The organism is Flavobacterium supellecticarium (assembly GCF_004801375.1).
Classification (GTDB): Bacteria; Bacteroidota; Bacteroidia; order Flavobacteriales; family Flavobacteriaceae; genus Flavobacterium; species Flavobacterium supellecticarium.
Genome location: NZ_SSNZ01000001.1, coordinates 178,945 through 197,518, shown reverse-complemented (window position 1 = coordinate 197,518; position 18,574 = coordinate 178,945). Strand labels below are relative to the sequence as shown.

The 18,574-nt window shown below is 40.5% G+C and carries 15 protein-coding genes, 1 tRNA gene and 1 pseudogene; 9 read left to right on the top strand and 8 right to left on the bottom strand.

What is annotated here, in order from left to right; all coding sequences use genetic code 11:
• The first annotated feature begins 1 nt into the window (after position 1).
• Positions 2–271 carry a hypothetical protein gene (locus E6C50_RS01005; RefSeq protein WP_136401345.1) on the top strand — a complete coding sequence of 90 codons (270 nt, stop codon included), beginning with the start codon at positions 2–4 and terminating at the stop codon, positions 269–271.
• 52 nt (positions 272–323) lie between these two features.
• On the top strand, positions 324–809 hold the full coding sequence (locus E6C50_RS01000; protein WP_168732717.1) for a GNAT family N-acetyltransferase: 486 nt from the start codon (positions 324–326) through the stop codon (positions 807–809).
• Between the two features lie 65 nt (positions 810–874).
• Here E6C50_RS01000 and E6C50_RS00995 read toward each other — a convergent pair.
• From E6C50_RS00995 to E6C50_RS00970, 6 genes are all read right to left on the bottom strand, one after another.
• Positions 875–952: transfer RNA gene (locus E6C50_RS00995), tRNA-Val, on the bottom strand.
• Between the two features lie 86 nt (positions 953–1,038).
• Positions 1,039–1,413 (bottom strand): DUF4258 domain-containing protein, encoded by a 375-nt coding sequence (locus E6C50_RS00990; RefSeq protein ID WP_136401343.1) that lies wholly within the window; start codon positions 1,411–1,413, stop codon positions 1,039–1,041.
• A gap of 58 nt (positions 1,414–1,471) precedes the next feature.
• Positions 1,472–2,665: an alanine dehydrogenase gene (locus E6C50_RS00985; protein WP_136401342.1), complete on the bottom strand. Its 1,194-nt coding sequence runs from the start codon at positions 2,663–2,665 to the stop codon at positions 1,472–1,474.
• A 74-nt stretch (positions 2,666–2,739) separates the two neighbouring features.
• Complete coding sequence (gene tsaE / locus E6C50_RS00980; protein WP_136401341.1) at positions 2,740–3,150, bottom strand: tRNA (adenosine(37)-N6)-threonylcarbamoyltransferase complex ATPase subunit type 1 TsaE; 411 nt, start codon at positions 3,148–3,150, stop codon at positions 2,740–2,742.
• 106 nt (positions 3,151–3,256) lie between these two features.
• Positions 3,257–4,810, bottom strand: a complete 1,554-nt coding sequence (gene porX, locus E6C50_RS00975) for a T9SS response regulator signal transducer PorX (protein WP_136401340.1) — start codon at positions 4,808–4,810, stop codon at positions 3,257–3,259.
• Between the two features lie 109 nt (positions 4,811–4,919).
• A complete protein-coding gene (locus E6C50_RS00970; RefSeq protein WP_230978929.1) occupies positions 4,920–5,852 on the bottom strand; it encodes a phytanoyl-CoA dioxygenase family protein in 933 nt (310 codons plus the stop codon).
• Positions 5,853–6,032: 180 nt separating this feature from the next.
• On the opposite strand from E6C50_RS00970, the gene E6C50_RS17900 reads away from it, so the two are divergent.
• The 7 genes and pseudogenes from E6C50_RS17900 to E6C50_RS00930 all read left to right on the top strand — a co-directional run bounded on the left by E6C50_RS17900 (position 6,033) and on the right by E6C50_RS00930 (position 15,930).
• Complete coding sequence (locus E6C50_RS17900; RefSeq protein ID WP_230978928.1) at positions 6,033–6,362, top strand: DUF6660 family protein; 330 nt, start codon at positions 6,033–6,035, stop codon at positions 6,360–6,362.
• A 90-nt stretch (positions 6,363–6,452) separates the two neighbouring features.
• Positions 6,453–10,864, top strand: a pseudogene (locus E6C50_RS00960) (CusA/CzcA family heavy metal efflux RND transporter).
• Between the two features lie 4 nt (positions 10,865–10,868).
• Positions 10,869–12,137, top strand: coding sequence for an efflux RND transporter periplasmic adaptor subunit (locus E6C50_RS00950; protein ID WP_136401337.1), 1,269 nt, complete (start codon positions 10,869–10,871; stop codon positions 12,135–12,137).
• Between the two features lie 10 nt (positions 12,138–12,147).
• On the top strand, positions 12,148–12,750 hold the full coding sequence (locus tag E6C50_RS00945) for a methyltransferase family protein (RefSeq protein ID WP_136401336.1): 603 nt from the start codon (positions 12,148–12,150) through the stop codon (positions 12,748–12,750).
• A gap of 17 nt (positions 12,751–12,767) precedes the next feature.
• Positions 12,768–13,103, top strand: a complete 336-nt coding sequence (locus E6C50_RS00940) for a cation transporter (RefSeq protein ID WP_136401335.1) — start codon at positions 12,768–12,770, stop codon at positions 13,101–13,103.
• 38 nt (positions 13,104–13,141) lie between these two features.
• Positions 13,142–15,133: a heavy metal translocating P-type ATPase gene (locus E6C50_RS00935; protein WP_136401334.1), complete on the top strand. Its 1,992-nt coding sequence runs from the start codon at positions 13,142–13,144 to the stop codon at positions 15,131–15,133.
• A gap of 131 nt (positions 15,134–15,264) precedes the next feature.
• Positions 15,265–15,930 carry a class I SAM-dependent methyltransferase gene (locus tag E6C50_RS00930; protein ID WP_136401333.1) on the top strand — a complete coding sequence of 222 codons (666 nt, stop codon included), beginning with the start codon at positions 15,265–15,267 and terminating at the stop codon, positions 15,928–15,930.
• Between the two features lie 14 nt (positions 15,931–15,944).
• Here E6C50_RS00930 and ettA read toward each other — a convergent pair whose 3' ends face one another.
• Positions 15,945–17,639 carry an energy-dependent translational throttle protein EttA gene (ettA, locus tag E6C50_RS00925; RefSeq protein ID WP_136401332.1) on the bottom strand — a complete coding sequence of 565 codons (1,695 nt, stop codon included), beginning with the start codon at positions 17,637–17,639 and terminating at the stop codon, positions 15,945–15,947.
• Positions 17,640–17,727: 88 nt separating this feature from the next.
• Positions 17,728–18,468, bottom strand: coding sequence for an HNH endonuclease (locus tag E6C50_RS00920; RefSeq protein ID WP_136401331.1), 741 nt, complete (start codon positions 18,466–18,468; stop codon positions 17,728–17,730).
• Positions 18,469–18,574 lie beyond the last annotated feature (106 nt).

Here is an 18,574-nt window from a genome sequence, read left to right as displayed (position 1 = left end):
CATGGAACATACAGAACAAGATGAAATTACTCCGACACCCGAATACGTGAAAGGATTTAATGAGGGTTATATTATGGCTCAATTCAGCCCGAATTTTTCAAATGATAGTATTTCTAATCTGCAAGAATCAGACAGGAACAAGGGTTTTGCTAAGGGCATGATGCAGTTTGCCGTAGAGAAGAAATTGGAAAAAACCATGTCACGATTTACAAATGTTGACCGTAATCCAAACAAAGACCTTACAAAAGACAAGGGGCTTGATAAGGAATAGTGTTTTAGTATTATATCAAAAAATAAGCCCCATTTAAATGTACAGTTATAAAATGAAATATAAAGTTGACGTACCTGAAAATTTCGAAGATGAGCAATTGAATTTATATTTAAATCTGCTTATTAAGCAAGGGCAAGTAGCAAACCCGAATATCGAAAAAATCAAATCATGCTCATTTCTGGGCATGGTGTATGATAACGACAGACCAATAGGTATTGGTGCTATCAAGCAAGTTTATAAAACTCCTTTTGCAAAAGCCGAGATACCAGAACTGGCGGATGAATATGATTTTGAACTCGGCTATATATATATAGTTAATGAAGAAAGATATCGTGGAAAGGGAATTGCAAAAGACTTATGCAATAGACTTTTAGAAAAGATAAGTGGTAAGAATATCTTTGCCACTACCGAAGAAAATGATGAAAATAGCATGAAATTCTTACTGCAAAAATTAGGTTTTGCTAAAAAGGGAAAAGCCTATACAGGCGCCAAAACTGGCAAACTAATAGGGTTATACTTACGAACTGCTAAAATTTAAGTTGTACCTATGTTGTACCAAAGAAAAAGCCCCGCAGAGGAATCCTTGCGGGGCTTGGGTTTTCTTGGTGGGCGATGAGGGGTTCGAACCCCCGACCCCCTCGGTGTAAACGAGGTGCTCTGAACCAGCTGAGCTAATCGCCCTTATGTTTCAACCAACATACTTGTTGCTGATTGCGGGTGCAAATATAGTCAAGTTATTCGACTTTACAAGTGTTTTAAAAAAATAATTACTCTTTTTTTACATCTTTTACAATCACCCTGTCACTGTAATTGATCACCTCTACCATAATATCCTCATTATTAGCATTTCTACCTTCAACAACATACAACTTTCCTTTATCCATAGGAACATTGCTTTTTGAAAAATCAACGTCTCCATGTTGTAAGGTCTTTTTAATATCCTCTAATGATACCCAATTTTCAGCAAACTTTGCCGTGGTTGCATCCGAATACGTAATCGGTTTACTTCTCAAATCCTTTAAAACCCGACAATTGGGCAAATAGCAAAACTCCGTTTTTTTCTCTTTAAAGAAAAATGCCAGGAACATCGATCCCAATAATAAACCAAATAAATAATACGCCAGACGGAATTTGAATTTCATAATCTTTTAATTTGCTGCAAAAGTACTATTTGTTTAGCGCTATGCCAAACAACAGTTGCTAAAAAACAATCAGGTTGATATCGCGGTACGGAATCGAAAACCAATCGGATATGGATCGGTTGGTCAAAATACCATGATAAAAATAAATCCCGTTCTTTAGCGAACGATTGCAGCGGATCGCACTTTCCACACCGCCATCTTCGGCAATTTGAAGCAGGAACGGCGTAATAATATTACTAATCGACATCGAAGCTGTTTTGGAATAGCGCGATGGTATATTCGGCACACAATAATGCACCACATTATGCTTGATAAAAGTCGGCTTTTCGTGCGTGGTGATTTCTGATGTTTCAAAGCAACCACCGGTATCAATACTCACATCGATAATAATGGCGCCACGTTTCATGTTTTCAACCATGGTTTCCGATACGATAATCGGAGCGCGGTTTTTCCCTTTCATACATCCGATGGCTACATCGCAACGCATTAAGGATTTTAAAAGTGATTTTTCTTGTATGGTGGACGTAAAGATACGTTGGTTTAAGGTGTTTTGTAGTCGGCGTAGTTTGGTAATCGAATTGTCAAATACTTTTACGCTGGCGCCTAATCCGATGGCCGTTCGCGCCGCATATTCGGCTACGGTTCCCGCCCCAAGGATTACGACTTCTGTGGGTCGTACTCCGGTTATGTTTCCGAGCAAAAGTCCTTTTCCGAATGATTGGTTGATCATCAACTCTGCTGCGATCAATACCGATGCGGTACCGGCAATTTCACTCAGCGATTTTACCGCCGGATACGAGCCGTCTTCATCCCGGATAAACTCAAATGCCAGTGCAGTGACTCTTTTTTCCGCCAAAGCCTCAAAATAAGCCTTGCGTTGCGTTTTAAGCTGTATAGCCGAAATCACCAGTGTTTGCGGATTCATCAGGTGAATTTCATCTATCGTAGGTGGCTCTACTTTTAAAATCATCGGACAACTAAAAATCTTTTTTCGATCTTTTGTAATTTCCGCACCCGCCTCGCTATATTCCCGATCCGTAAAACTGGAACTCTCCCCTGCTCCGGACTCGATCAAAACGCGATGTCCGTGGAATGTCAGCGAATTAACCGCATCTGGTGTCAGACATATTCTTCGTTCCTGGTAAGAGATCTCTTTGGGTATCCCGATAAAAAGTTCACCTTTTTGTTTGGCGATTTCTAACTTTTCTTCTTGTGGAAGTAATTGTTGTCTGGTAAATGGGGTCAATGACATGATTTTACGCAATAATTTGCACTAATGTACAACTTTTTTTGTGATAAATAGCTTATTAATGACTGACTTAAAGACTAATTTCGCAGTTCCAGTAACCGCTTACCGCCCGGTAGTAATTTTATATGGATAGCCGCATGATCGATTGGAATCAGATTGGGTGTTTTTTCCGGCCATTCAATAAAACACCAGTCACCCGAATAGAAGTATTCATCGATTCCCATATCGTACGCTTCCTCTTCGGTATGCAACCGATACAGATCGAAATGATAAATGCGTTCACCATTGTGGCCTTCGTATTCGTTAACCAGTGAAAAAGTCGGGCTACTCGCCATATCCCGCACGCCTAATTCACCGACCAAAGCTTTGATCAATGTCGTTTTTCCCACACCCATTTCGGCATGAAACGTAACTACTTTTTTCAGGTTTTGCGACAAGATTTGTCGGGCCACATCCTGAATCTCTTCCAGCGCGAAAGTTCTTTGCATACTACTCTCCATATTGAACAAATATAATTATTTTATTCAAACGATATTACATAATTTCCTACATTAAATCGGATCAAAAAAGGGCTTTTTTAGCCCTCTCTGTTTTTTATTTCGGATTAAAGATCAATAATGGAATGATCATCTCCTCCAGCGAGATTCCCCCGTGTTGGTACGTATTGCGGTAGTAACTCACATAATGATTATAATTGTTTACATACGCCAGAAACAGGTCATTTTTGGCAAAAATATACGAACTACTCATATTGATCGCCGGCAAACCAATTTTCTTCGGATCTTTTACCGCATACACATCTTTATCTTCATAGGTAAGACTTCGGCCGGTTTTATAACGTAGGTTCAGACTTGTATTTTTGTCACCAATTACTTTCGACGGGTTTTTACAGTTAATCGTCCCGTGGTCGGTGGTCAAAATCAACTTAAATCCCAATTGTTGTGCCTGTTGAATAATTTCCAGTAACGGCGAATTTCGGAACCAGCTCAGCGTTAACGAACGATAGGCTTTATCATTCGAAGCCAGTTCTTTTACAACATCCATTTCGGTTTTGGCATGCGATAACATATCCACAAAATTGTAGACAATCGTGGTCAGATCATTACTTTTTAAGGTCTTGAAGTTATCAACCAGCTTTTTACCGTCTTTAAAATTCGTAATTTTATAGTATTCCTGTTTGATGTCAATACGCAGTCGTTTTAACTGTTCCGTTAAAAATTCGCCTTCGAACAGGTTTTTACCGCCTTCGTCCACATCGTTTTTCCAGTATTGCGGATACATTTTTTCCATGTCCAACGGCAATAATCCGGAGAATATCGCATTACGGGCATATTGTGTTGCCGTTGGTAAAATCGAATAATAACTAATCTCTTTTTCCAGTTTATAATGATTGTTTACTACGCTTTCAAAGGCTTTCCATTGATCATAACGTAAGTTGTCGATCACCACAAATAATATCGGCGCTTCTTTTTTACGGATTTCCGGCACCACCATTTCTTTAAATAACTGATGGGACATTATTGGCGCATCCGCTTTCGGATCGAACCAGTTTTGGTAGTTCTTTTCGATAAATTTACCGAATTGGGAATTGGCCTCCAGTTTCTGACTTTCAAGGATTTCGACCATACTCTGATCTTCAATATTCTCAAGTTCCATTTCCCAGAATATCAACCGCTTGTACAAATCAATCCAGTCTTCAAACGAATTGACCATCGCCATATCCATTGCTATTTTTCGGAATTCTTTCTGATAATCCAGGGTTGTTTTTTCGGAAACCAAACGGGAATGATCCAGATTCTTTTTCAAACTCAATAGAATCTGATTCGGGTTTACCGGCTTGATCAAGTAATCGGCTATTTTAGATCCGATCGCTTCTTCCATGATATATTCCTCCTCACTTTTCGTGATCATAATCACCGGTACCGCCGATTTTTTCTCTTTAATTTCGGACAATGTCTCCAGTCCGCTTAAACCAGGCATGTTTTCATCCAGAAAAACAATATCGAAATTTTCTTCGTCGAATATATCGATTGCATCCTGACCGTTGTTACAGGTCGTTACGCTATATCCTTTTTTCTCCAGAAATAATATGTGCGGCTTTAACAAATCAATCTCGTCATCCACCCAAAGTATTTTAATCGTGCTCATATGTGCTTGGTTTAGTAATTCTACTGCAATTTATTGTTTTAAGAACTCAACGAGGTTAAATTTATTATAAAAATAATTCCGGTTTATCGTTATTTTTCACGGGCTTTCCCTATAGCCATTCCGATGCGGTTTCGTATTGTTCCGGGAAATACGTCAAATATTGCACCATTCTCGGATGGGTTCCGTGATTGGCACTCGCACAATGCGGTAGCGCCTGATGCCAGATTACAAAATCGCCTGCTTTTCCAACAACCGGAATCGCCTGTAAGGCTTGTAACGCGATCTCCCTCGGATTTTCTCCTTGCGGTATGCCCGATAACCAGTTTCCGATTTCCCGGTGAAATCCCGGTACGCAGTGAAAAGCACCCTCTTCCGGCCCGCAATCCGTAAGATACAACAAGCCCTGTAATCCGAATGGAATCGGTTGTTTTAAGCTGACATCCCAATGCAACGGACTCCCGAGAAAATGATACGAATCCGTTTCCGGTGGGTTAAAACTTACTTTGTCTATAGTTTTGTAAATTTTATCCGTACCATATAATTGTTCGTACGCCTTGCGGATACGTGCGGAACTGCGGTTTTTATTCAGTGCCGGATGATCGCTGAAGGTAAGCATCAAACCTCTTTGTTCTTCATGTTGTCGGTACCAGCCATCACGATCATCAGGTTGTAATGCCAGAAAATCCCATATCGCCTGAGTCGTTGCCTTACAATCTTCTTCCGAAATGGCATTTCGTAAAACGAGATAACCATTTTCTTCCCAAAACTGTAGATCGGCTTCCGATAAAACAGCAGTTGTGATGGTTTCCGACTGTGACATCGTATCGGTATGACGGCTTGCGATCCAATCGTAAAACTGATGTAATTCCGGTTTTTCAAAATACAGGTAACGCATCACTTCTTCTATTCCGATACCATAGCGGTAAAGCGTCTCCAATTCCTGATTCCAACTTTCCGGATTGACTTTTTCAGGATATAAAGCCCGCGTCCAGAGTTGTTCTAAAATCTGATGTTCCATAAGGTTTCTAAAAATCGTACTCAAAAATAAAGATTTTTATTACTAATTAACTTTTAGACCGATACTTTTACACTCAAAATACACTATTATTTTGATTCTCACAATCCACTTTACAAAGAATTTCGTTTTCATCAGTTTGGACACTTTTGTAAAAAGTAAAGACAGCCCTCTTTTTCGTACTAAAAATAATGTATCTTTACCGTCATGAAATGGTTAACAGTCCTTTTATCGTTCTACTTTGTCCTGCTCGCCAGCATACCTTGTGCGGATGCAGCGACGGGTCATACCCATTTTCGGGTACAAAACGAAACACCTGTTGACCATGAAGGACATTCGCACGAAAAACAAGGCGATTTGTGTTCTCCATTTTGTGTATGCAACTGTTGCGGAGCGCAAATTATGAATTATGCTCCTGTAATTGCTTTTGCAGTACAACCAATCACTCCTGTAATTACAACACCTACAACAAGTTACCAGTCCGTATTTTATTCCGGTTACTACGGTAGCATCTGGCAACCCCCTCAATTGGTATAATACCCCTGCAATAGCGGGGTAAGAAGTCATGTAGCATTGCTACCCGATACGGGCATTTCCTGCCTATTCTTATTTATATTATACCAAAACATGCTTGATAAAATAATTCATTTTAGTATCAACAATAAATTTATTGTTGGACTATTTACCCTTATACTAGTAGCAGTGGGTGGCTATTCGGCCTACACCCTCCCTATTGACGCTTTGCCCGATATTACCAATAATCAGGTACAAATCATCACCAGTTCCCCTACACTGGCTACCCAGGAGGTAGAACAATTTATTACCTATCCGATCGAACAGGCGGTAAAACCGATTCCAAAAATCGTCGAATTGCGCTCTATCAGCCGCTTTGGGCTGAGTGTTGTAACCGTTGTTTTTGAAGAAAGTGCCGATATTTACTGGGCGCGCGCTCAAATTTCGGAACGTCTTAAAGAAGCCGAAAACACCATCCCAAAAGGTGTCGGATCGCCCGAAATGGCTCCGGTGAGTACCGGTTTGGGTGAAATCTACCAATATGTGGTTTTCCCTGAAAAAGGTTATGAAGAAAAATACGATGCCACACAACTGCGCACCATTCAGGATTGGATCATCAAACCCCAATTGATTGGTACTAAAGGTGTCGCAGAGGTTAACACGCTTGGTGGTTACCTGAAACAATATGAAATTGCTGTTCAGCCCGACAAGCTGAAAAGTATGAATACCACCATTTCGGAGATATTTGATGCACTCGAAGTGAACAACGAAAATACCGGTGGTGCGTATATCGACAAAAAACCATATGCCTACTTTATCCGTGGTATTGGAATGGTAAACGGCATCGACGATATCAACAAAATCGTAGTCAAAAACCAAAATGGCATTCCAATCCTTATCCGCGATGTAGCCCAGGTCCGCATTGGCAGCAGTATTCGTTACGGTGCTGTGACCAAAGACGGCAAAGGCGAAGAAGTGAGCGGTATGGTGATGATGCTAAAAGGCGAAAACAGTGGTCAGGTCGTAACCCGCGTAAAAGAAAAAATGGAGCAGATTAAAAAATCGCTTCCTGAGGGCGTTTCGATCGAACCGTTTATGGATCGTACCCAATTGGTTAACAAAGCCATCTCTACGGTAGAGAAAAACCTGATCGAAGGGGCCTTAATAGTCATTTTTATCCTGGTTTTACTACTTGGAAACTGGCGCGCCGGACTAGTTGTCGCTTCGGTTATTCCGCTTTCATTACTATTTGCCATTTCGATGATGCGACTGTTTGGTGTTAGTGGTAACCTGATGAGTCTTGGAGCGATCGATTTCGGACTTATTGTAGACGGAGCCGTCATTATCGTAGAAGCCATTATTCACCGATTACAGGTGGGGCGTAAAGGCGCACTGACCAAACAACAGATGAACGAAGAAGTCTTTCAGGCGGCTTCCAAAATCCGTAGTAGCGCGGCTTTCGGAGAAATCATTATCCTGATTGTGTATTTACCAATCCTTGCATTGGTTGGCATTGAAGGAAAAATGTTCGGACCGATGGCACAAACGGTATCTTTTGCGATTTTAGGCGCCTTCATTTTGTCACTAACCTATGTCCCAATGATGAGTGCGCTCGTCCTTAAAAAAGAAACCGGACATAAAAAGAATAGCAGCGATACGATTATTGAAAAACTATATCACTTTTATGCACCCATTTTAGAGAAAGCCTTACGTGTCAAAACCGTTATTATCGGTGTAGCGGTTGCTTTATTTGCAGCGGCATTGCTCCTTTTCAACACACTGGGCGGCGAATTTATCCCAACATTGGATGAAGGTGATATCGCAACACACTTGATCATCGCTTCCGGAAGTTCACTATCACAGGAAGTCGAAGCGACGACCAAAGCCGAGCAAATTTTAAAGGCGAAATTCCCGGAAATCAAGATGATCGTAACGAAAATCGGTAGTGCCGAAATTCCAACCGATCCGATGCCGATAGAAGCCGGTGATATGATCATTCTTCTAAAAGACAAAGACGAATGGACTTCGGCTACGACTAAAGAAGAGCTGATGGAAAAAATGGAAAAGGCGTTGGAAGATATTCCGGGTGCAACAACCGAGTTTTCCCAACCGATTCAGATGCGTTTTAACGAGCTAATGACCGGTGTACGAAGCGATGTCGCTATTAAAATTTTTGGTGAAGATATCGATATGCTCGTTAGCAAAGGTGATGAAGTGATGCAGTTGATTCAGGGAATTCCGGGCGTTTCGGATGCCAAACTGGAACGTGTGGCCGGTTTGCCGCAAATTACTGTTCGGTATAACAAGGACAAAATGGCGTTATACGGTTTAAAAATCGGTGATCTGAATAAAGTGATCCGAATGGGATTTGCCGGTGAAACGGCCGGATTGGTCTACGAAGGCGAAAAACGCTTTGATCTCGTGGTACGTCTGGAAAGCGACAGTCGTCAGGATATTTCCAATTTAAAGGCCCTTTATATCACCTTACCGTCCGGAAATCAGATTCCGCTGGAACAGGTTGCCGATATTAAGTATGAGGATGGACCAATGCAAATTAGCCGTGAAGATGGTAAACGTCGTATCGTGGTTGGTTTTAACGTACGCGGTGCCGATGTCAAATCGGTCGTGGAAAAAATCCAGCAAAAACTCGATGCCCGACTTAAACTTCCGGATGGTTATTATGTGACCTATGGTGGTCAGTTTGAAAACCTTATTGAAGCCAACAAACGACTTGCAGTGGCAGTTCCGGTAGCATTAGCTATGATCTTTATTCTCTTATACTTTACTTTTAAATCGGTACGCCAATCTATATTGATTTTCACTGCTATTCCATTGGCCGCAATCGGTGGTGTTTTTGCACTTTGGCTACGGGATATGCCTTTTAGTATTTCAGCCGGAGTAGGCTTTATCGCCTTATTTGGCGTGGCCGTACTTAACGGCATTGTACTGATCGGTTATTTTAACCAGTTAAAGGGTGAAGGAATGACCAATATTTACGACCGGATTCGCGAAGGGACCAAAGTGCGATTACGACCGGTAATTATGACCGCGGCTGTGGCTTCGTTGGGTTTCCTTCCGATGGCCATTAGTTCCAGTGCCGGTGCCGAAGTTCAAAAACCATTGGCAACCGTGGTTATCGGCGGATTGGTAACAGCAACCTTGCTAACCTTAATCGTGCTTCCGATTTTGTATCTCTATTTTGAAAAAGAAAATCCAAAAAACAATACGGATAATCCGGAAAATAACGCGTTATGAAAATGACATTCAATATAAAAACGGATAGTATTTTATTTAAACATACTATTTATATAATAGCTGTTTTAGCATTAATTACCAAACCTATAAATACTAATGCCCAAACAAATCTATCATTAAAAGAAGCAGTCGAAACGGGTATAAAAAACAACCTGGGCATTCAGGCTTCCGAACTGGAAAGCAAGATGCACAATCAGTTGACGCGTTCGGCTTTTGAGGTTCCGAAAACCGAATTATCCGGTACGTTTGGACAGATTAATTCGAATGCTAAGGATAAAAATTTGGGCGTTTCCCAAAGCTTTAACCCGTTTCAATATGGTGCCAAAAAGAAATGGCTCAACGAAAACAATGTCGCCGGACAATTAAAAGTCAAAGCCACACAGCAGGATATCACGTTTAACATCCGTCAGGCATGGAATACCATGTTGTTTTATACCAAACAAAACCAATTGCTGAACCAGCAAAACCTATTGATGGAAAAATTTGTACGATCGGCTTCCCTAAAATTCCAAACAGGTGAAAGTAACTCACTCGAAAAGACCATTGCGATTGCCAAACAACAGGAATTACAACAACTGATCAAGCAAAATGAAGCCAAACTATGGGTGGAAAAGTCAAAAATTAAAACCCTGATCAACCGGGATACTGACTTCTCTCCTGCTGATACCGTTTTTGCACCGATGGTGACGTTAGCTGTTGCCGACAGTTCACGATTAAAACAGAACAGCAACCTGCAATTGGCGGCCCAACAAATTCAGATTGCCGAAGCAGCCAAGAAGGTCGAAAAGTCCGCTTTTTTCCCAGACATCACCGCGGGTTATGCGATTCAATCCATTACTGGAACACAGGAAATAAACGGACAAAGTGTAGACTATGACAATGCTTTACGTTTCCAAACCTTTTCGGTAGGTATTGCTATTCCGATTTTTGCCGGTAGTACCATTGCTAAAACCAAAGCCGCTCAAAGCAATATCGAAATGCAGCAAAAAAATGCCGCTTATGTGGAAAGTCAGCTAAGAAGTCAGTTTCAGCAACAGTTTGAAGAATTAAAAACCTATCAGTCACTGGTCGATTATTATCAGGGTACCGCTTTACCAAATGCTAAAAAAATCAGTACCAATGCGACAAAGGCCTATCAAAACGGTGACATTTCGTATGTAGAATATGTGCAAAGCATTGAAACCGCCTTAACCATCCGACTGAATTACAGCAATGCCATCCTCAATTACAATCAAACTGCGATTACTATCCAGTATTTAATCCACCAATAATACCATGAAAAAATCCAATTTTATATACCTTAACATAGCCGGCCTTCTGATTATCGGTGCCATTTTGTATTTTAGTTTACGCCATGATCATAGCAATGAAGATAGTCATGATCATACCGAAACAGAAACTGCAGAAAAACCCGGAGCGGATAAAAAAGTTGAATTGAATGAAGCCCAATTTAAAGCAGCCGGCGTAACATTGGGAACCTATTCCCTAAAAAACCTTAGCGAAGTTATCAATGCCAACGGTTATACCAAACTGCCGCCGCAAAACCAGGCCGATGTTTCGGTTCACCTACAAGGTGTTGTAAAAACGATTTCGGTAATCGAAGGACAATTTGTTCGAAAAGGTCAGGTTCTGGCAACGATAGAAAGCCCGGAATTCACTAAATTGCAGGAAGCTTATCTGACGTCGAAAAGCAATCTTGAATTTTTAAGTCAGGAATTCGAAAGACAGAAAACGCTAAGTGAAGAGGAAGTCAATTCGAAAAAAGTATTCCAGAAAACCAAAGCGGAATACCAAATCGAAAAAGCGCGTTTTAATTCGCTAAAACAACAATTAAGCGTTCTTAATATACAATCGGGTAATACCGCTGTGGCTACAGTTCCAATATTGGCTCCTATTTCGGGCTACACAACCGAAATTAATGTCAAAATTGGAAGTAATGTTGAAGTCGGAAAACCGATTCTTAGCATTGTGGACAATTCTAAATTACACGTCGACTTATTGGTTTACGAAAAAGACCTGCATAAAGTAAAACAAGGTCAGAATGTACAATTAGTACTGACCAATCAGGACAATACCGTAATTAGGGGAACGATTTTTAGTATCGGTAAGGCCTTTGAAAACGAAACCAAATCGGTTGCGGTACACGCCGACATCAATAATGAGAAAAATGCCTTGATTCCGGGAATGTATGTCAATGCATTGATCGACATCGGAACCAATGCCGTTAATGCCCTTCCGGTGGAAGCTATTGTAAAAGCCGACGGACGTGAATTTATGTTTGTCCTGGAAGAAGGACACGAAGAAGCGGATCACGATTCGGAAAAAGGACATTCCCATGACGACGGTCACAAACATGATGATACCGAAGGAAATAGCTATCATTTCCGCAGAGTGGAAGTCAAAACCGGAACGTCGCAATTGGGTTATGTTCAGATTACACCGCTACAAAAAGTAGCTCCCAATGCCAAGATTGTTCTAAAAGGCGCTTATTATATCCAAAGTCACCTGCTAAAAACAGAAGGTGGTGGCGGTCATTCGCATTAAATCAAGAAAAATGGAATACTTTTTAAAAATATACTTACCCATTTACCTATTGTTATATTTATTGGTAACATTTGTGATTCCCACTTACCGAACGTATAAACAAACCGGCATCAATCCGGTGACTTTCGGAAATCGGGACAATGCGCATGATTATATCGGTTTTGTCATGAAATTTCTAATTGTACTACTGTTTGTCGCAGTAGTACTCTTTTCCTTTGGTGGAAATTTGTATCACTATTCCGTTCCGGTAGCCTATCTTGAAAACGAATACCTAAAAATTATTGGATTATTTCTGATTCATATTGCCCTATTATGGGTGATGATCGCGCAATATCAGATGCAAAACTCATGGCGAATCGGTATAGATGAAAACCATAAAACTGAATTGCGTACCAACGGTATTTTTGGAATAAGCCGAAATCCTATCTTTTTAGGAATGATCATCAGTGTTTTGGGGCTTTTTATGATACTTCCCAATGCCTTGACATTTTTCACAGCATTAGCGACTTATTTTATTATTCAAGTACAGGTACGACTGGAAGAAGCCTTTCTGGCAACGCAACATCCGGTAGATTATCCAAAATACAAACAAAAAGTAAAACGATTTTTATAACCCTTAATCCGAACAAAATGAGAATTTTATTTTTAATTGCCTTTATGGTTCTTACTTCATTTACAGTAAACGCCCAGGCACAAAAAGCCGTTATTAAAACGACTATCACTTGTGATCATTGTAAAGAATGCGAAACCTGTGGACAATTATTTGAAAAAAAATTGATTCGTCAGAAAGGGGTGCAAATGGTAACCCTTAATGAAAAAGAGATGACCATTACCGTATTTTTTAACGCCAAAAAAACAGATCTTCCTGCTATACGAACTGCAATTAGTCAGTTGGGTTATGATGCCGACGATGTGAAAGCCGATCCTAAAGGTTACGAAGCTTTAGACGGTTGCTGCAAAGTATAACAACGATGATCATTTTTTATTTCTAATCCGAATGTAGTATGAAAAATGACACACACAAACACACAACAGAGGGAGCCGATTGCTGTGCTGCCGATGCCAAAATAAACCATTCAAAAAAACAAGGGCACAATCACGACCATGATCATGGACACGATCACAGTCACGACGAAGCTACCGGATGGAAAATGTTCCTACCGGCAATTCTATCCTTCGTATTATTGATGATCGCAATTGGAATAGACAACTACTTCCCTATCGCAGTTTTTACCGGATGGGTTCGCATTGGTTGGTATATATTGGCTTATTTCCCCGTAGGCTGGCCGGTATTAAAAGAAGCCGTCCAAAACATGCGTAAGGGCGCTTTTTTTACCGAATTTTTCCTGATGTCGATTGCAACATTGGGCGCCTTCTATATCGGAGAATATCCCGAAGGCGTAGCGGTAATGCTGTTTTATGCCATCGGTGAACTGTTCCAGACTCTGGCCGTAACCCGAGCCAAATCGAATATTAAGGCTTTATTAGATCAAAGGCCGGATACCGCAACGGTTCTTTCGAATGGTAATCCGGTTGCCAAAAAAGCGGAAGCCATAACAATTGGTGAGGTTATCCAGCTAAAACCGGGTGAAAAAGTCGCTTTGGACGGTATTTTACTCTCTGATTCGGCTACTTTTAATACCGCTGCTTTAACCGGCGAAAGTAAACCCGATACCAAACGCAAAGGAGATACGGTATTAGCCGGAATGATCAACCTTAATACCGTTGGTTTAGTCGAAGTCACGACCGCTTATACCGATAGTAAGTTGTCCAAAATTCTGGAAATGGTTCAGGAAGCAACAGCCAAAAAGGCACCTACGGAATTGTTTATCCGCAAATTTGCGAATATTTATACGCCTATAGTGGTTTTTCTGGCCATCGGGATTTGCTTGTTCCCTATGTTTTTTGTTTCCAATTATATTTTTAACGACTGGCTGTATCGCGCTTTGGTATTTCTGGTGGTTTCCTGTCCGTGTGCGTTGGTAATCTCAATCCCGTTGGGCTATTTCGGCGGAATTGGTGCCGCTAGTAAAAACGGAATACTATTTAAAGGTTCTACATTTTTAGATACCATGGCTTCCATTCAGGCCGTAGTTATGGACAAAACCGGTACACTGACGAAAGGTGTTTTTAAGGTACAGGAAGTCGTTGCTTCGGGTTATAACGAACAAGAACTGGTACAATATACCGCTGCATTAGAAACTCATTCTACGCATCCGGTGGGAACGGCTATTATATCCTACGCAAACGGGCTGGAAAAAGGCGTTTCGGTAAGTGAAGTGGAAGAAATTGCCGGTCATGGTTTAAAAGGTCGTATAAACGGTAAAACTATTTTGGCCGGAAATGTCAAATTGTTGCAAAAATTTAAGATTCCTTACGATACAGCTATTGAAAATACACCTTATACTATTATTACCGTGGCTATTGACGGACAATATGCCGGTTATTTCCTGATTTCCGATGAGATTAAGGAAGATGCGCCTCAAGCAATAAACCGTCTACACCAATTGGGAATCCAAACTGTGATGTTATCGGGCGATAAACAAGCGGTTGTATCAGCTGTAGCCAGCGAATTGCATATTGATAGCGCTTATGGCGATTTGTTACCGGAAGATAAAGTACGTCAGGTACAACAATTAAAAGATCAGAATTTAAAACTGGCCTTTGTGGGCGATGGTGTTAATGATGCTCCGGTCATTGCTTTGGCTGATGCCGGTATAGCCATGGGCGGACTCGGTAGCGATGCGACCATTGAAACCGCCGATATTGTGATTCAGAATGATCAACCATCTAAAATCTATACCGCTATTGCGATTGGTAAAAAAACAAAACAGATTGTATGGCAAAATATCGGGATGGCATTTATTGTAAAAGCAGTCGTCCTAATCCTTGGCGCCGGCGGACTCGCAACCATGTGGGAAGCCGTATTTGCTGATGTTGGTGTGGCTTTATTAGCAATCCTAAACGCCGTTCGGATACAAAAAATGAAGTTTTAATTTTTAAAGCACACCTGACAGGTTTTCGAAACCTGTCAGGTGTTAATCGCAAAATATTATAACTCTTTCTCAAAATACTACAACAATCGTATAAATTCCGATCAATACCTTCGCATTTTAAATGAATTTATATGACGACACCCTTATCTCCTACTGAAACCGGTAAGCAATTGCGAAAACCGGATGGCGAAGCCGGAATTGCGATTGGTCGCGATATGAACCGTTCCAACCGTCAGATGTATACCGACCTTTTTGCGTTACTAACTCTTAACGATCTCGATACCGTATTAGAAATCGGTTATGGAAACGGCATGCATTTTCCCGGCTATCTTGTGTCCGGAAAAGCCATTACCCTATACGGAATGGACTATTCGAAAGTAATGCATCAGGAAGCCATGCAAAATAATGCCTCGTTCGTCGCTATAGGATCCATAATTCCGGAATACGGCGATATTATAGCCTGTTCTTATCCCGATAATAAATTTGATCATATTATAGCGCTAAATACGGTTTATTTTTGGGAGCCGCTGGAAGACTATCTAAGCGTACTTTTCCGCATACTAAAACCCGGCGGAAAATTATATCTCGGTTATCGTCCGAAGCGGGTCTTACATCAGGTCGATTTTGTCCAGGAAGGTTTTGCGCTATACGAGGAAGCAGTTTTAAATGATCAACTGGAAAAAGCCGGTTTTGAAATTATACAGGAACATCAGCACAACTATACCAAAATGACAGTAAACGATCAGCCGTTAGAAAGTACCGATCTGGTGACGGTTTGTATAAAAAAAGAGGCTTAAAAAGCCTCTTTCAATTATCCCCGGATCAATTTTTTGTATTTGATACGTGTTGGGGTTAAATCGCCACCAAGACGTTTCTTTTTGTTTTCTTCGTAATCGGAGAAACTTCCTTCGAAGAAATATACCTGCGAATCGCCTTCGAAAGCCAGGATATGTGTACAAATCCTATCTAAGAACCAACGGTCGTGGGAAATGACTACCGCACATCCTGCGAAGTTTTCCAAACCTTCTTCCAACGCACGTAGCGTGTTGATATCTAAGTCATTTGTTGGCTCATCCAGTAGCAATACGTTTCCTTCTTCTTTTAAAGTCATCGCCAAATGTAAACGGTTTCGCTCTCCTCCGGAAAGTGTCGCAACTTTTTTGTTTTGATCACTTCCACCAAAGTTAAATCGGGACAAATATGCTCTGGAGTTTACCTGACGACCACCCATCATGACCAATTCCTGTCCATCGCAGAAGTTTTCCCAAATGGATTTATTCGGATCGATATTTGAGTGCGACTGATCGACATAAGCGATTTTCGCCGTGTCTCCAATCACAAATTCTCCATTATCTGGCGCTTCTTCTCCCATGATCATACGGAAGATCGTTGATTTACCGGCACCATTCGGACCAATAATTCCTACGATTCCCGCTTGTGGCAAGGTGAAGTTTAGGTTTTCATATAATAGTTTGTCACCAAAAGCTTTCGAAACATTTTTCGCTTCGATTACATTGGTTCCCAAACGCGGACCATTCGGGATGTAAATCTCTAATTTCTCATCCAGTTCTTTTTGGTCTTCGTTTAATAATTTATCGTAGTTCTGTAAACGGGCTTTTTGTTTGGTCTGACGCCCTTTGGCTCCCTGACGTACCCAGTCTAACTCGCGTTCTAATGTTTTTCTACGTTTGGAAGCTACTTTTTCCTCTTGTTCCATACGTTTTGATTTCTGATCCAACCAAGACGAATAGTTTCCTTTCCAAGGAATACCTTCACCACGGTCCAGTTCTAAAATCCATCCGGCTACGTTATCCAGGAAATAACGGTCGTGGGTTACAGCAATTACCGTTCCGGCATATTGTTGTAAGTGTTGCTCCAACCACAATACGCTTTCCGCATCCAAGTGGTTCGTAGGCTCATCCAGTAACAATACATCCGGCTGTTGCAATAACAAACGACATAAAGCCACACGACGACGCTCTCCTCCGGACAATACTTTGATCGGGGTATCTGGTTCCGGTGTACGTAAAGCATCCATCGCGATTTCCAGTTTGGTATCCAATTCCCATGCTCCTACTGCATCGATTTTGTCCTGAAGTTCGGCCTGACGGTCCATTAACTTCTGCATTTTGTCCGCATCTTCGTATACTTCCGGTAAACCGAACATATCGTTGATCTTGTTAAATTCGTCCAAAATGGCTACTGTTTCGGCCACACCTTCACGTACGATTTCTATAACGGTTTTGGTTTCGTCCAGTTGCGGTTCCTGCTCCAGATATCCTACCGTATAACCCGGCGCAAATACCACATCACCCTGGTAGTTTTTATCTACTCCGGCAATGATTTTTAATAGGGATGATTTACCCGAACCGTTTAATCCCAGGATACCAATTTTAGCACCGTAGAAAAAGCTCAGATAAATGTCTTTTAAGACCTGTTTGTTCGTACTCGAGTAGATTTTATTTACCCGGGACATCGAAAATATTACTTTCTTATCGTCTGACATATCAAAATGTGTTTAGTGTCTATTCAGACAGCAAATATAAGTGAAATACGATAGAATAAAAATTACCGGAAGATTTATGGTTTAGTATTTATTTATCCTGATTTATTTTATTTTTAAGTGTCTTTATAGACATATCGTTTCTATTTCTATGGAGCATCCTATGGCAATTCGAACAAACTAAAGCTAAATCTTCACTTTTCGTTTTTTGAGAAACTTGATATGTCGAAAGTTGTTTTATATGATGACACTCTATAAAGCCTTTACCTACCTCTCCATAAGTCTTATAAAAATCGAAGCTACAAATTTCACATTCTAGCTTGCCTGTCTTTTTGAGTACTTCTTTCTTTTTAGAATCGGTTAACTTTGAATTTCGTTCTCTTGATTTATGTAATTTATACACTATCTCTCCTTCGAATGCTTCATTAATAATATCACTATCCTCATCTTCAATTTTATTCAACTCGTTTAATATTTCAATTTCTCCAAGTGAATGTTCAATTATAGATGAAATTCTTTTAAGTTCATCTAATCTATCACAAAACTCAAAAAAAGTTTTCTCATCAAGTTTAGAATAACTTTCAAGTCCTTTGGTTGTTTTAGATGGATCTATTGCCGTAAAATTACTTAACTTCATCGCCACTCCATTTGGATTTCTAAAGCTCTCGGCTTTTACTTCTTTAGGATGGATTGGTAACTTATTTAAAGTTTTTGACAATGCTATTATTTTAGGATTATCACTCATAAAAGATCCTGAGTTTTGATCAAAATAAAGATTCAGCGTCAAAATTAATTCATCTCTATGCCATTTAGGACTGCGTTTTTTTTTCATGGAGGATAAAATTGAATCTATAAATACTATTTTTTATAGTACTTGAATGCAATCGATTGTATGATTTGTACAACCATTCATTTGTTAAACATACAAAAAATAGCAT

Coding starts and splice junctions, on each gene's coding strand:
- E6C50_RS01005 (WP_136401345.1), top strand. CDS start 2: ATGGAACATACAGAACAAGATGAAATTACTCCGACACCCGAATACGTG.
- E6C50_RS00990 (WP_136401343.1), bottom strand. CDS start 1,413: ATGAAATTCAAATTCCGTCTGGCGTATTATTTATTTGGTTTATTATTG.
- ettA (WP_136401332.1), bottom strand. CDS start 17,639: ATGTCAGACGATAAGAAAGTAATATTTTCGATGTCCCGGGTAAATAAA.
- E6C50_RS00945 (WP_136401336.1), top strand. CDS start 12,148: ATGGAATACTTTTTAAAAATATACTTACCCATTTACCTATTGTTATAT.
- E6C50_RS17900 (WP_230978928.1), top strand. CDS start 6,033: ATGAAATGGTTAACAGTCCTTTTATCGTTCTACTTTGTCCTGCTCGCC.
- E6C50_RS00985 (WP_136401342.1), bottom strand. CDS start 2,665: ATGTCATTGACCCCATTTACCAGACAACAATTACTTCCACAAGAAGAA.
- porX (WP_136401340.1), bottom strand. CDS start 4,810: ATGAGCACGATTAAAATACTTTGGGTGGATGACGAGATTGATTTGTTA.
- E6C50_RS00920 (WP_136401331.1), bottom strand. CDS start 18,468: ATGAAAAAAAAACGCAGTCCTAAATGGCATAGAGATGAATTAATTTTG.
- E6C50_RS00935 (WP_136401334.1), top strand. CDS start 13,142: ATGAAAAATGACACACACAAACACACAACAGAGGGAGCCGATTGCTGT.
- E6C50_RS00930 (WP_136401333.1), top strand. CDS start 15,265: ATGACGACACCCTTATCTCCTACTGAAACCGGTAAGCAATTGCGAAAA.
- E6C50_RS00950 (WP_136401337.1), top strand. CDS start 10,869: ATGAAAAAATCCAATTTTATATACCTTAACATAGCCGGCCTTCTGATT.
- E6C50_RS00940 (WP_136401335.1), top strand. CDS start 12,768: ATGAGAATTTTATTTTTAATTGCCTTTATGGTTCTTACTTCATTTACA.
- E6C50_RS01000 (WP_168732717.1), top strand. CDS start 324: ATGAAATATAAAGTTGACGTACCTGAAAATTTCGAAGATGAGCAATTG.
- tsaE (WP_136401341.1), bottom strand. CDS start 3,150: ATGCAAAGAACTTTCGCGCTGGAAGAGATTCAGGATGTGGCCCGACAA.